Source organism: Roseinatronobacter domitianus (assembly GCF_023336755.1).
Taxonomy (GTDB): Bacteria; Pseudomonadota; Alphaproteobacteria; order Rhodobacterales; family Rhodobacteraceae; genus Roseinatronobacter; species Roseinatronobacter domitianus.
The window spans coordinates 232,938-246,076 of the sequence record NZ_JALZWP010000002.1 but is presented as its reverse complement, the minus strand read 5'-3'; the positions used below and the strand labels follow the sequence as shown (position 1 = coordinate 246,076).

The 13,139-nt window shown below is 59.4% G+C and carries 12 protein-coding genes; 6 read left to right on the top strand and 6 right to left on the bottom strand.

Annotation, left to right across the window (positions count from 1 at the left end; translation table 11 throughout):
* Nucleotides 1–3: 3 nt before the first annotated feature.
* The 4 genes from M3N55_RS03265 to M3N55_RS03250 all read right to left on the bottom strand — a co-directional run bounded on the left by M3N55_RS03265 (nt 4) and on the right by M3N55_RS03250 (nt 4,978).
* Entirely contained in the window at nt 4–975 is a 972-nt protein-coding gene (locus M3N55_RS03265) for a thiamine pyrophosphate-dependent dehydrogenase E1 component subunit alpha (protein WP_249056336.1), read from the bottom strand.
* 73 nt (nt 976–1,048) lie between these two features.
* Nucleotides 1,049–2,359, bottom strand: a complete 1,311-nt coding sequence (locus M3N55_RS03260; protein ID WP_249056335.1) for a M24 family metallopeptidase — start codon at nt 2,357–2,359, stop codon at nt 1,049–1,051.
* 65 nt (nt 2,360–2,424) lie between these two features.
* Nucleotides 2,425–3,231, bottom strand: a complete 807-nt coding sequence (locus M3N55_RS03255) for an SDR family NAD(P)-dependent oxidoreductase (RefSeq protein ID WP_249056333.1) — start codon at nt 3,229–3,231, stop codon at nt 2,425–2,427.
* A 10-nt stretch (nt 3,232–3,241) separates the two neighbouring features.
* Nucleotides 3,242–4,978 carry an extracellular solute-binding protein gene (locus tag M3N55_RS03250; protein ID WP_249056331.1) on the bottom strand — a complete coding sequence of 579 codons (1,737 nt, stop codon included), beginning with the start codon at nt 4,976–4,978 and terminating at the stop codon, nt 3,242–3,244.
* 300 nt (nt 4,979–5,278) lie between these two features.
* Between M3N55_RS03250 and M3N55_RS03245 the strand changes: the two genes are divergently transcribed.
* The 5 genes from M3N55_RS03245 (at nt 5,279) to M3N55_RS03225 (ending at nt 10,619) form a co-directional block, all read left to right on the top strand.
* Nucleotides 5,279–6,232, top strand: a complete 954-nt coding sequence (locus tag M3N55_RS03245; protein WP_249056329.1) for a sugar ABC transporter substrate-binding protein — start codon at nt 5,279–5,281, stop codon at nt 6,230–6,232.
* A gap of 79 nt (nt 6,233–6,311) precedes the next feature.
* Nucleotides 6,312–7,109, top strand: coding sequence for an SDR family NAD(P)-dependent oxidoreductase (locus M3N55_RS03240; RefSeq protein WP_249056327.1), 798 nt, complete (start codon nt 6,312–6,314; stop codon nt 7,107–7,109).
* Nucleotides 7,110–7,134: 25 nt separating this feature from the next.
* A complete protein-coding gene (locus M3N55_RS03235; RefSeq protein WP_249056325.1) occupies nt 7,135–8,106 on the top strand; it encodes an ABC transporter permease in 972 nt (323 codons plus the stop codon).
* 12 nt (nt 8,107–8,118) lie between these two features.
* Nucleotides 8,119–9,114 carry an ABC transporter permease gene (locus M3N55_RS03230; protein WP_249056324.1) on the top strand — a complete coding sequence of 332 codons (996 nt, stop codon included), beginning with the start codon at nt 8,119–8,121 and terminating at the stop codon, nt 9,112–9,114.
* On the top strand, nt 9,111–10,619 hold the full coding sequence (locus M3N55_RS03225; protein WP_249056322.1) for a sugar ABC transporter ATP-binding protein: 1,509 nt from the start codon (nt 9,111–9,113) through the stop codon (nt 10,617–10,619). Before M3N55_RS03230 ends, M3N55_RS03225 begins: the two co-directional genes overlap by 4 nt.
* 34 nt (nt 10,620–10,653) lie before the next feature.
* Here the strand turns inward: M3N55_RS03225 and M3N55_RS03220 are convergent, their stop codons facing one another.
* Together M3N55_RS03220 and ribA are read right to left on the bottom strand one after the other, a co-directional pair.
* Nucleotides 10,654–11,166, bottom strand: coding sequence for a L,D-transpeptidase family protein (locus M3N55_RS03220; protein ID WP_249056320.1), 513 nt, complete (start codon nt 11,164–11,166; stop codon nt 10,654–10,656).
* Nucleotides 11,163–12,245: a GTP cyclohydrolase II gene (gene ribA, locus M3N55_RS03215; RefSeq protein WP_249056316.1), complete on the bottom strand. Its 1,083-nt coding sequence runs from the start codon at nt 12,243–12,245 to the stop codon at nt 11,163–11,165. Before ribA ends, M3N55_RS03220 begins: the two co-directional genes overlap by 4 nt.
* Nucleotides 12,246–12,405: 160 nt before the next feature.
* Here ribA and M3N55_RS03210 point away from each other — a divergent pair, with 160 nt between their 5' ends.
* Nucleotides 12,406–13,092, top strand: a complete 687-nt coding sequence (locus M3N55_RS03210; protein ID WP_249056314.1) for a response regulator transcription factor — start codon at nt 12,406–12,408, stop codon at nt 13,090–13,092.
* Nucleotides 13,093–13,139: the final 47 nt, after the last annotated feature.

Here is a 13,139-nt window from a genome sequence, read left to right as displayed (position 1 = left end):
TCCTCAGGCGGCGAATACGTGCATGTCCACTTCGGACACATCGGGATAGGCGGCAGCCTCGGCATAGGCGACCGCGTCAGTCGCGTCTTTCTCGACCGCCGCATTGATCGCCTCGATCTCATCCTCGGTGGCGATGCCCTGTTCGACAAGGTAGCCGCGGAACCGCACGATCGGGTCGCGGTTTTCCTTCCAGTCCTTTTCCTCGTCCTTCGACCGGTAATATTCGCGGTTGATGTCGCCCACATGGTGGCCATGGTAGCGGTAGGTCATCAGCTCGATGAAGAACGGCCCTTCACCCTTACGCGCGCGGGCGACCAGCTTTTGCGTCAACTCATTGACCGCCAGCACGTCCTGCCCGTCGACCTGATGGGCCTCGATCCCGAAGGCTTCTGCGCGTGCGGTGATGGACCCGGCGGCGATTTCCTCTGTCTTGGTGTATTCGGAATAGCCGTTGTTTTCGCAGGCATAAATAACCGGCAGGTTCCACAGCGCGGCCATGTTCATGACCTCATACATCAGGCCCTGCGCAGTTGCGCCATCACCGAAGAAACAGACCGTCACATCGTCCGACCCTTGCAGCTTGGCCCGCAATGCAGACCCCGTGGCGATCCCCATCGACCCGCCCACAATCGCATTCGCACCAAGATTGCCGTGGCTCTGATCGGCGATATGCATCGACCCGCCCTTGCCCCGGCAATAGCCCTCGGCCTTGCCCAGAAGCTCGCAGAACATCTCTTTGAATTCCGCGCCCTTGGCCACGCAATGCCCGTGTCCGCGGTGGGTGCTGGTGATGCGGTCGTCATCCGTCAGCGCCTCGCAAATTCCGACGGCCACGGCCTCCTCGCCGGAATACATATGCGTCAGCCCCGGCATCTTGGCCGATAGATAAAGCTGGTTGGCATTATCCTCAAAGGTGCGGATGCGCACCATCTGCGTATACATCCGCAAATAATCTTCGGTGTTGGTCTTGGTCATGGGCTCTCCGTGCCCCGGGCTTGACCCGGGGCCTCCACCGTTGAGGTCCCGGGTCAAGCCCGGGACGGGGTTATCAATACCGGTTGGCGATCGGCAATTCCTCGGCCGGGAACAGGCTGATGACTTCGCAACCTTTTTCGGTCACAACCACCTCTTCCTCGATCCTGGCGGCGGAATAGCCGTCGGCGGCAGGGCAATAGGTTTCCAGCGCAAAGACCATGCCGGTCTTGATCTCCATCGGGTGATCCAGAGACACGGCACGGCTGATGATGGGCCGCTCGTGCAGCGCCAGCCCCAGACCGTGGCCAAATTGCAGGCCGAAAGCCGCGTCCTCGTTCGGAAAGCCAAGCGATTCCGCTGTGGGCCAAACCTCTGCCACCTTGTCGGTCGTCACGCCCGGCTTGATCATGGCAATCGACGCATCGATCCATTCGCGTGCCTTCACATAGGCGTCGTTCTGCGCGGGTGTCGCGCGGCCCACGTTGAAGGTGCGGTAGTAGCAGGTGCGGTAGCCCTGATAGCTTTGCAGAATGTCGAAGAACGCTTGGTCGCCGGGCCGGATCAGCCGGTCGGTGAAGTTATGCGGATGCGGATTGCAGCGCTCGCCCGAAATGGCGTTGATCGCTTCCACATCGTCCGATCCCATCTCATACAGCAGCTTGTTCGACATCGCGACGATGTCATTCTCGCGCACACCGGGTTTCAGCTCTTCATAGATCATGTGATAGACGCCATCGACCATCGCGGCGGCCTGCGTCAGAAGCTGGATTTCGTCCCAGTTCTTGATCTCGCGCGCGGCCAGCATGATCTGCTGGCCATCGACCACATTGATGCCCTCTTCGCGCAACGCATGGAACATGGCGGTTTCGGCATAATCGACGCCCACCGGCATGTCGGCCATGCCCGCATCCTTGATAAGTTGGGCGATCATCTTGGCGTATTTCTGCATCAGCCCGAATTCCGGCGGGATGGTGCCACGCATGCCAACGACACCGGCCAAGCAATGGCTGGGTTCCAGCCAGTCGGAATAGCGCTGATGGTGCACGGCAGCAGAGCCGAAATCCCACACATAGGGGCTGTCATCGCCGGTCAGCAGGCAGAAACGGCACATCTTGTCGCGTTCCCATTCGCCGATCTTGGTCGAGGTGACATAGCGGATATTGTTCACATCGAAGAGCAGGAGCGAGCCGGCTTGCGAGTTTTGCAAGGACTGCCGCGTGCGCGCCAGCCGGTAGCGGCGCAGCCGGTCGTGATCGACCCGGCGCTCAAAATCGACAGAGGTGTGGCCCCAAGCCGGGATCTTGTCCCGCCATTCCCAGTTGGTCTCAAGATCCTGCGGGGTCAGCAGGTTGGGCATCAAGGCATTGCCTGGACGTTCTGACATCGTAAACTCCTTTCGGGGGCGACAGAGCGCACCCGATTTGTGAATGAAAGCAGAGGATTGCCGGGTTATTTCGTGACCCAGCCGCCGTCGATGGAAATCATCTGGCCGGTCATGTAGTCGCTGTCATCCGACGCCAGGAACGATGCTGTGCCGACCACGTCTTTGGGGTAAGAGACCCGCTTGATGACAAGATTGTTCTCTACAATATCGTCATAGGCTTGGCCCGCACGTTCCTTGAAGCCGATCTCGACCAAGTCCTTGTCCAATTGCTCCCAGAGCGGCGTGACCACGACGCCGGGGGCGTAGCCGTTCACGGTGATGTTGTGTTCTGCCAAGCCCAGCGCACCGCATTCGGTCAGCGCAAGGCAGCCGTATTTCGAGGTGCAGTAGACCGTCACATCGACCAGCGGTTTACGGCTGGCGATAGAGCCGACGTTAATCAGCTTGTAAGGCTTTTCCTGCGGACCCTGCGCAATCATCTGGCGGGCGGTTTCCTGCATGCCCAGCCACATCGCCTTGGTGTTGACGTTCATAATCATGTCCCAGTTGTCTTCATCGATATCCATGAAGAACCGGGGCTTGTTCAGACCTGCATTGAACAGGCCAACATTGATGGACCCGAAAGCCTCGACTGTGGCGGCAACGGCGGCTGCGTTGTCCTCGCGCTTGGTGACATCCATTTTGACCGCGATGGCCTTGCCGTTCCCGGCGGCGTTGATGCGATCGGCCACGTCCTGCGCTTCCTCTAGCGACAGGTCGCCCAAGCAGACATTCGCGCCTTGGGCGGCGAAGGATTCGGCATTGGCGGCACCCATGCCGCGCGCGGCACCGGTAATCAGGATGTTTTTGCCGTTCAGGCGGTTGGGGTCCATGGTGTCCTCCCTAAGTGACCTTGGATTTCAGGATTTTTTCTGCCTCGGACTGCACGCGGTCCAAAGCGTTGCGCGGGGTAACGATTCCCCGCAGCATGTCGTGCAGCTCGCGCCCGCACAGGTCGATTATCTGCGACACTTGCGGAATGGGTGGGCGCGGCCAGAATTGCAGCTCGTCGCGCCATGACATCTGGTCCAGCAGCCCGAATATGGGCGACAGGCGGCGCACTTCCGGGTCGGCACCCACGGAATAGCGCGGCTCTGTCCGGCTGCCGTTCTGAGCATAGAGTTTCTGCGCGCCGGGTGAGGTGAAGGTGACAAGCGCCTCGACAGTATCGTCAATGCGGTCTTCCGCCAGATTGGCCGGAACGCACAGAACATAGCCCCCCACCGGTGCGATCGGGCTGCCGGTTGGCCCGTGTGGATGCGGCAGATAGCCGGTATTGCCATGCGCCGGGCTGTTTTCGTTCAGTTCGAAATACGGTGCCAGCAGCGTGTAGCCATAGGCCATCGCCACATGTCCGGCACCGTAAGGGCGCACGCGCTCATACCATGACATCGACAGGATATCGGGTGGCGAGTAATCCAGAAGCTGCATCAGGTAATCTGCCGCGGCCAGCGCGCGGTCGGTGTTCAGCGTGGGTGTAAACCCGCCCTTGGCCAAGCTGTCCGTGTCATACCCACCCGCAATTTCAGGCATGTCGATGATCGGTTGCCCAAAAGCGCCACAGGTCATCATGAAGGTATGACCAAGCGCCGTGCCGCGTGCCGCGTTCCACGCCACCCCGTAGCGTCCGCGCTGCGGGTCGTGCAGGTGGCGTGCGGCAGCGATGACGGCATCGGTCGTTGTCGGCGGTTCCAGCCCTTCATTGGCGAACCAGTCCTTGCGGTAGAACATAAGTTCCGGCGTGGTCTGGCTGGGCACACCATAGGGCCGCCCATCCCAATGTGCCGCGCGCCAACCTGCGGTGTGAAAATCCGCCGGGTCAAGACGCGCCACATTCATCACGCCGTCCAGCGGGCGAATCACTCCCTTTTCCACGAATTCACCGACCCAGGGCAGGTCCACCGCGATCAGGTCATAGCGGCTTTTGGGGCGCTCGGCGTTGCGCAGGGCTTCTTCGCGCAGACGGTCGATGCTGAAGGCGCGTTGATGGATGGTGGTGCCGACGATTTGCTCGAACTGGCGCTTCAGCCCTTCCATTACCATGAAGGTCGGATCGCCATGCACCAGAATGCGCAGCCCGCCTGACAGTTTCAGCGGTTCCGGCAATGCACGCGGGGGCGCGATGGCGGCGCGGCCTGGCTGATAAGAGCCACCGAAGTAATAATCCGTGGTTTCTGGTGTCGGTCCGGCAAGATCAAAGGATTGCCGTGCCAGCCGGTCGATTCGGTCCGCCAGTTGGCTGAACCCGTCCAGCAGGCTGGCGCTTGGGTGCAGCGAATGGCTTTTGCCGGTGCGCGTGCGGGCGCGGCGGTCGATCAGGCCCGCGGCCTCGACCTCTGTCAGCTTGCGGGTTGCTGTTGCATAGGGCACGCCCGCTGCGGCGACCAAAGACGATGGCGAGACGATTCGCCCTTCGGAATGACTCCGCATCAGGTGCAGGATCATCTTCAGATGTGGGTTTGGCGAGCTGGGCTCAATGGCGCTGTCCAGCTCGACCAGAAGATTGCTTAGAAAATCTGTGACCCGATCCACATCCGGATTGTTTGATGCGACAACAGCATCCAATGACGCGATCGCCATGGATTGTCCGGTTTGAATATTTCTTGCCGTGCTGTGTTTCATTTTCTCGATATCTGGTATCTGACCTGGGAGCGTGGTGGCCCGCATATGTCATCTCCTCTGGTAAATTGCTCAAATCGGATGACAAAAATATCGCCAAAATATCCAAAATGGTAATAAATCTATCCAAACCTGATAAAATGCAGGAGGCATGTTGCGCCAGGAATCGCGATGACTTGTTGCGTGATCGGTCGGGGCGTCTTGTGCTCTCGATGCTGGGAGGCTCGCGATCGCATCTGAATTCACACGGGAGGAATGAATATGAAGACAACACTCAAAATCGCCCTTGCCTGCAGCACCGCACTTATCGGGGCCGCTGCAAGCGCGGACACGATGACCATCGGCATTACCCAGAACAACGTGGGCGTTGACAGCTACCAGACGACCTATGAGCGGGCCTTCATTGCGGCTGCCGAGGCAAACCCAAACATAAACGCTGTCGTTCTGGACGCAGGTGGCGACGTGGCACGCCAACTGGCCCAGATTGATGACCTGATCCAACAGCAGGTTGACGCGATGATTATCTGGCCGACCAATGGCGAGGCCGTGATCCCCGCCGTGCGTCGCGCGTCGCAAGCGGATATCCCGGTTGTCATCACCAACTCGAACATCGCCGAAGCCGGGTTCGACTTTATCTCGTCCTTCTCTGGCCCCGACAATGTCACCCAGGGCGCACGTTCGGCAGAGATCATGTGCGACCGCTTCAAGGCGCTGGGCATCGAGAACGAGGCGAAAGTCGTGCACATCACCGGCCAGCCCGGTTACACCACCGCCATCGAGCGCGCGCAGGGCTTCAACGACCGCCTGCCAGAGGTCTGCCCGAATGTCGAACAGATCGACGAGCAGCCCGGCGACTGGAACCGCGAAAAGTCGCAGCAGGTCATGGAAGCCTTCCTTGTCCAGTATGACGATATCGACGGCGTCTATTCTGGCGATGACAACATGGGCGTGGGTGCCATGAATGCCGCGATTGCAGCTGGTCGCGTCGAAGGCATTACCTTTGTTGGCGCAACCAACTTCGCAGTTGGCTATGACGCAATGGCCGATGGCACCTATTGGGGGTCGATCTACCAGTCTCCGGTTGATGACGCCGAAGCCGCGCTGCAAACCGCCATCGACATCCTGAACGGCGAAGAAGTGCCCTTCCTGAACTACTTCGACACGCCGAAGATCACCCAGGACAACATGGGCGAGTTCACCAAGCCCGTGTTCTGATCTCTCCCGGGGGGCGCGGGGCGGCTACGGCTGCCCCGCGTCTTTTGCACTTTATCAAGACAAAATTTACGGGGTCGGTATGGCGCGTGTTGCAGGGCGATCGTGTATCGTAACAGGGGCTGCGCAAGGCATAGGCCGCGCAATTGGCGAAGCGCTTTTGGCCGAAGGCGCGCATGTCTGTTTCGCGGATATTAACGCAGACAAAGTCCAAGAGGTCGCGGATACAAATGCGGCTCGCGCCGCCGGGGCGGATGCGATGGTCACTTATGCTGCCGTCGATGTAACCGACCGCGAACAGGTCCGGGCGATGATCGCGCATACGGTAGACCGCTTTGGTCGGTTGGACGTGAAATTCAATAACGCCGGTGTGAACAAGCCGATGAATTTTCTGGACGTGACCGAAGACAACTGGAATTTCATAATGGGAATCAACGGGCTGGGCTGCCTGATTGGAATGCAGGAAGCCGCGCGTCAGATGATCTCTCAAGGCAGTGGCGGCAAGATTGTGAACACTGCCAGCATTGCCAGCCGTCAGGGCTTTGGTAACGTGGCGCCCTATTGTGCCAGTAAATGGGCTGTTGTGTCGCTCACCCAATCGGGTGCGCGTGATCTGGCTGCTCATAACATAACGGTAACAGGGTTTGCGCCCGGCGTTGTCGCCACAGAGATGTGGGAACAGGTTGACCAGGACCTGATGGCGATCGGTGCGGCGGAACGGCCCGGTCAGGCAATGGAAGAGTTTTCAGCGGAAATCCTGAAAGGCCGTGTTGCACAGCCAGAGGATATTACCGGGACTACGACGTTTCTGGCATCGCGTGACAGCGATTACATGACAGGCCAGATCATCATGATTGACGGGGGCATGACGCTGGTTTGACAGCGTGCCTTTGGGAGGGGAATAGATGCAACTGACAAAGCAGGATATCGGCAGGCTGCTGGCCAAACAGGGCATTCTGATTGCCTTCGCCGTTTTCATGATCGGCTTCGCGCTGGCCAATCAACGGTTTATCGCCGTTGACAATATTGCCGGCGTCATCCGGTCTTCGGCCATTCTGGGAGTCATGGCGCTGGGCGTGACCTTCGTGGTCATCGGCGGCAATCTTGACCTGTCTGTCGGGTCGATGATGTCGTTTTCCACCATCGTGGTGCTGGATTTGCATGACAAGATCGGCCCGGCACTGGCCATTCCGGCCATGTTCGCGCTGACCTTGTGTTTGGGGGCGTTCATCGGGTTTCTTGTGGGATACCTGAAGCTCAATTCCCTGATCGTGACGCTTGGCATGCTCTCGGCCATTCATGGTCTGACGCTGACATGGTCAGGCGGCAAGAACATGGACATTGCCGACAAGGCGGGGACGTGGTTCTCGTTTTTCGGACAGGACCGGATTATGGGGATTCCTGTGCCCATCCTGATATTCGCGTTGCTTGCCGCACTGCTGGCCATGTTGCTGTCGAAAACCCCGTTTGGCCGCAAGGTCTATGCCGTGGGCGGTAACGGGCAGGCGGCCACATTCTCGGGCATTCCGCGCGCGCGGGTGGTCTTCTACACCTACCTGATTTCGGCCTTTTGCGTCGCCGTGGCAGGGCTTTTGCAGGCCAGCCGCAGCCTTGGCAGTCAAAACACCGTGGGGCAGGGGATGGAGCTGGAGGTTCTGGCCGCCGTTATCCTTGGGGGCGCGTCACTGCTGGGTGGGTCCGGCACCGTGTTCAAGACCGTGATCGGCGTGCTGATTCTGGGGTTCATCCAGAACGGGCTGCTGTTGGTCGGTCTGGATTTCTACGTTCAGTATATCGTGACATGGGCGATCATCATCCTTGCCGTCTGGCTGGATGTGGCTGCCAAGAGGGGCCGTCTGTGGTCCCCCATAGCATAAGGACGCCGTGACATGACCAACTACAAGGATATGCTGAAGCGTGGTGCGATCTGGGGGTTCATCCTGCTGCAACTGGCCTTCTTTTCCATCATCGGCGACCAGTTGTCAGTCTCGGACCAGCCGTTTCTGGCCTATGACAACATGCTGCTGGTGCTGAAACAATCCGCGCCCATTGGCATTATTGCGCTGGGCATGACCGTCATCATGATTAACGGCAATATCGACCTGAGCGTGGGGGCGACCTTTGCCCTTGCTGCCATTGTGATGCTGGACAGCATGACATGGCCCTTCATGCAGGCGCTGGGCGACTGGGCGATTCCGCTGGCCTGGATTTTCGCGCTGATGACGGGCGTTATCATGGGGGCGATCAATGGCATCATTGTGTGGAAAACCGGGGTCGATGCGTTCATCGTTACGCTGGGGGCTATGCTAGGGTTTCGCGGGCTGGTCTTCATGTTCAACGGCGAACAGCCTACCAGCCACCTGAACTGGACGCTTGTCGATTTCGCGGAAGCCCAATTTCTGGGCCTGCATACCGCAACATGGTTCCTGCTGGGCACCGCACTTGTGCTGTGGCTACTGATGACCAAGACGGTGCATGGCCGCAATGCTTATGCCATTGGTAACAACCGCGACGCGGCGGTGAATGCGGGTATCCGTGTTGGGCCGCATTTCATCTGGAACTTCATGCTGATCGGCTTTCTGGCCGCGCTGTCGGCGGTGGTGTTCTATTCCGAAAGCGGGTCTGTAAACCCCAATGACGGTATGCTCTATGAGCTATGGGCCATTACTGCCGTCGTTCTGGGTGGCACGAAGCTGGCAGGCGGTTACGGGTCGATCATTTCTACGCTGGGCGGGGTGCTGGCCATCCAGATCCTTCGCAAGGGGCTGGGCCATATCGGGGCCGACACACAGACAGTGAACCTTGTCATCGGCCTGATCCTGATCGCCGTTTTGGTGCTGGACCGCCAGTTGAACCGCAAGGGCCATGGGGAGTTGAAGATATGACCGACCAAACACCAGTTCTGCGTCTGGAAGGCATTGTCAAAACCTTCCCCGGTGTGCGTGCGTTGGATGGGGTGTCCTTCGATGTGCGCCCCGGCGAAGTGCACGCCCTGATGGGTGAAAACGGCGCCGGAAAATCCACGCTGATGAAGGTTCTGGGCGGCATTCATGCTCCGAATGAGGGACAGATATTCGTGGGCGAAGAGCCTGTCACGATGACCTCTCCCAAGCAGGCAAAGGCCAAGGGAGTGGTGTTTATCCACCAGGAACTTAGCCTTGCGGGTGAATTGACCGTGGCCGAGAACATGTTTCTTGGCGAATTGCCGCTGAAAAGTCTGGGCCGTGTCGATTGGAGAAAGCTTTACGATGATACGGACGCCATCCTGAAAACCCTGAATGTCAGGTTCAATGCGAAAACCCGCGTTGGCGATCTGTCCATTGCCAACCAGCAGATGGTGGAAATCGGCCGCGCGCTGACTGTGTCGCCCCGCGCAGTTATCTTCGATGAGCCGACCGCTTCGCTAACCGATTCAGAGAAGGTGGTGCTGTTTCAGGTGATCGCCGGGCTTCAGGCCAAGGGCGTGGGGATCATCTATATTTCGCACCGAATGGAAGAAATCTTCAAGATCACTGACCGTATCAGCGTGCTGCGCGATGGGCAGTATCGGGGCACGGTCAACACCGCCGACACCAACGAGGATGAGGTCACGAAACTGATGATCGGGCGCAGCTTGGACCTGTCACGCAGCCCTGTTTCGCATGAGTTGGGCGATGTCGCGCTGGAAGTTAAAGGGCTTGCCTGCGGTGATCTGTTCCAAGATGTCAGTTTCAAACTGCATAAGGGAGAGGTGCTGGGATTTTACGGCCTTGTCGGCGCAGGCCGGACAGAGATTGCCGAAACCATCTTCGGACTGCGCAATCCCTCGGCAGGGCAAATTTTGCTCAACGGGCAAGAGGTGCAGATTCATTCCCCGATCGACGCCGTGCGTCATGGCATTTCGCTGGTGCCAGAGGACCGCAAGGACCAAGGCCTTGTTTTGGGCATGAATTGCCGCGACAACATGACCTTGCCGCAGGTCGATGACCTGACAGCAGGGCCGTTTGTCAGCGATGGGGCCGAGATTGCGATTTTTGACCAGTATCGCGACAAGCTGGACATTCGGACACCGGGCTGGCGGCAGTTGGTGGGCAACCTGTCGGGCGGCAACCAGCAGAAAATCGTCATTGGCAAATGGCTGTCCATGCGCCCTGATGTGCTGATCGTGGACGAACCCACACGCGGCATCGACGTTGGGTCAAAATCGGAAATCCACAACCTGATCCGTGAACTGGCGGCGCAGGGCTACGCCGTCATCGTTATCAGTTCGGAAATGCCTGAAGTGCTGCGCGTGTCCGACCGGATTGTGGCCATGTTCAACGGCAGCGTAATGCGCGAATTCACCTCCGAGGAAGTGACCGAGGATAACCTTATACAAGCCATTTCGGGGATGGGCGCGAAGGTGGCGTGACAGGCTGCGTGCGCAGGGTATCGGTCGCCAACGGCTAGCGGTTGGCCATAGGGTCTGGCACGATTAACCGAGTTTCGTGGCGGATACCCTTTGCAATGCGGCGCAGGTCGCCGCGGTCCAACCCGATACAGCCCGCCGTTGGCCGCCCCGGTCCGCGCCATTGGTGAATGAAAATCGCAGAGCCACGCCCGCGTTCGGCGCGTGGCCAGTTCCAGCCTGTCAAGATGACAAGGTCATACATCGGGTCGGCGCGGCGCAACTTTTCATGGCTAAAGCCGTAGGGCGCACGCACCATCAGGTTATAGTCCTCGTGCCGCGGGTCGTCCGACCACAGGTCGCGCGGGCCGATGGGCAGCGCCCAATTCGTCGGCGCGGCCATGCGGTCGGGCCGGTAGAGCATACCGACTATCCTATGCGTGCCGGTTGGCGTGGCCCCATCGCCTTCGCGCTTGTCCCAGCGCACACCGCCGTGCCCGATGGTGCAAGGATAGGTCACGCCCCGAAAGCGCAATCCCATCCGGGTCAGCACCATGTCGAATCGGGTCACAACAAATGCCCCGATTTCGCAGCCTTGGTGGCCAGGTAATGGGCGTTCTGCGCGGTTTCGCCGACACGCAGGGCAACCCGCTCGACAACCTTTAGCCCGTGCGTGTCCAGCATGGCGACCTTGCGGGGATTGTTCGTCAGCAACCGCACCTGCGCGAAGCCCATCTGCCGCAGCAACCCTGCGCCAATGCGAAAATCGCGCTCGTCATCCTCGAACCCAAGACGATGATTGGCCTCGACCGTGTCGAAGCCCTGATCCTGTAGCGAATAGGCGCGCATCTTGTTGGCCAGACCAATGCCCCGGCCTTCCTGGTTCAGATAAAGCAGCACGCCTGCGCCCTCTTGCCCCATTTGCGCCAGCGCGGCGTTCAGTTGCGGGCCGCAATCGCATTTCAGGCTGCCCAGAACATCGCCGGTAAAGCAGGCCGAGTGCAGCCGCGCCAGAACCGGCTTGGCACGATCGGGCTGGCCGATTTCGATGGCGTAATGCTCTTCGCCGCCATCGCGTGGGCGGAAGATATGCACGCGCCCGGCCTGCGACGCCACGATCGGCAAGCGCGCATTCACCACCGGGGATAGCTGGGTTTCCTGCGCCAGCGCGTCTGCCAACAAGCCGAACGGTAATTCGGTCAGCTCTGCGCCGTCGATCAGCCCGGCGGGAGGGTTCTCCAACACCAGCGCCGCGGGCAGAAGCTGCGCGGTTTTCACAAGCGCAATCGCGGTGCGGTGCAGGTCTGCCTTGCCATCACGCGCGCAAAGGAATGGCCCCTTCATAGGGTGGCGCAGGTCATCTGCGGGGTCGGCCATGGCGCGCAGCCAGCTTAGCCCGCCGTCATGCGGCACGATAATGCGCGCCAGATCGCCATCATAGGGTCGGGCCTTGAGTGTCTCTGCCCGGTAGCGTGTGATGGCCAGCACCAGACAGGGCGCGCGCAGCGCGTCCAGCCGGTCTGCCGTCGCGGTTTCGGCCGCCATGACCACCGCCGCGCCGGTCGGCCCGCTTAGGACAATGGGCACGCCCAGCCGCAAATCTGCCCGCGCGCGGTTGATCCGTTCTACCAATGAAAGACCGAACGCCATGCCTGTCCCTTTCCCGTTTCACGACATCTAGTCCGACTGCGGAGAAATTGAAACAAAACCTGCATCTGCGACACATACGCGTGACCTGATTGTAGCAATTGTTGCGGTTGGCGGCTTCGCAACGACATGAGTTACAGAACAACCCGAGAGGAGCACACCCATGCCCAAGTTGAATCGTATTCTGTTGGTGGATGATGACGATGACTTGCGAGAGGCGCTTGCCGAGCAACTTGTCATGACAGAGGAGTTCGACGTGTTCGAAGCTGTCGATGGCGCGGCGGCGATGGAACAGGTCCGCGCGGGCCAGTTCGATCTGGCGGTGCTGGATGTGGGTCTGCCCGACACCGATGGGCGCGAATTGTGCAAACGCATGCGCAAGGCTGGCTTCAAGTCACCCGTGGTAATGCTGACCGGGCATGATTCGGATGCCGACACCATTCTGGGGCTGGATTCGGGCGCGAATGACTACATTACCAAGCCGTTCAAGCTGCCGATTCTGCTGGCCCGCCTGCGCGCACAGTTGCGCCAGCATGAACAGTCGGAAAACGCGGTATTCCAGCTTGGTCCGTATATGTTCAAGCCAGCGCAGAAGATGCTGATTGACGAGAAAGACCGCAAGATCCGCCTGACCGAGAAAGAGACGAACATTCTGAAGTTCCTGTATCGCGCGCCCGAAGGCGTGGTGCAACGCGATGTTCTGCTGCACGAGGTCTGGGGATATAATGCGGGTGTTACGACACACACGCTGGAAACCCATATCTACCGGCTGCGGCAAAAGATCGAACCAGATCCGTCGAATGCTTCGTTGCTGGTCACAGAGTCTGGCGGGTATCGTTTGGCCGGATAATGGTCACATAGCCGTCTTATTGTTGCCAGATATCGGAACAATGGTAA

Bases quoted from the DNA above. Each gene is read 5' to 3' on its own strand.
- M3N55_RS03240 (WP_249056327.1), top strand. From the start codon at position 6,312: ATGGCGCGTGTTGCAGGGCGATCGTGTATCGTAACAGGGGCTGCGCAA.
- M3N55_RS03260 (WP_249056335.1), bottom strand. From the start codon at position 2,359: ATGTCAGAACGTCCAGGCAATGCCTTGATGCCCAACCTGCTGACCCCG.
- M3N55_RS03265 (WP_249056336.1), bottom strand. From the start codon at position 975: ATGACCAAGACCAACACCGAAGATTATTTGCGGATGTATACGCAGATG.
- ribA (WP_249056316.1), bottom strand. From the start codon at position 12,245: ATGGCGTTCGGTCTTTCATTGGTAGAACGGATCAACCGCGCGCGGGCA.
- M3N55_RS03225 (WP_249056322.1), top strand. From the start codon at position 9,111: ATGACCGACCAAACACCAGTTCTGCGTCTGGAAGGCATTGTCAAAACC.
- M3N55_RS03245 (WP_249056329.1), top strand. From the start codon at position 5,279: ATGAAGACAACACTCAAAATCGCCCTTGCCTGCAGCACCGCACTTATC.
- M3N55_RS03230 (WP_249056324.1), top strand. From the start codon at position 8,119: ATGACCAACTACAAGGATATGCTGAAGCGTGGTGCGATCTGGGGGTTC.
- M3N55_RS03255 (WP_249056333.1), bottom strand. From the start codon at position 3,231: ATGGACCCCAACCGCCTGAACGGCAAAAACATCCTGATTACCGGTGCC.
- M3N55_RS03210 (WP_249056314.1), top strand. From the start codon at position 12,406: ATGCCCAAGTTGAATCGTATTCTGTTGGTGGATGATGACGATGACTTG.
- M3N55_RS03235 (WP_249056325.1), top strand. From the start codon at position 7,135: ATGCAACTGACAAAGCAGGATATCGGCAGGCTGCTGGCCAAACAGGGC.
- M3N55_RS03250 (WP_249056331.1), bottom strand. From the start codon at position 4,978: ATGGCGATCGCGTCATTGGATGCTGTTGTCGCATCAAACAATCCGGAT.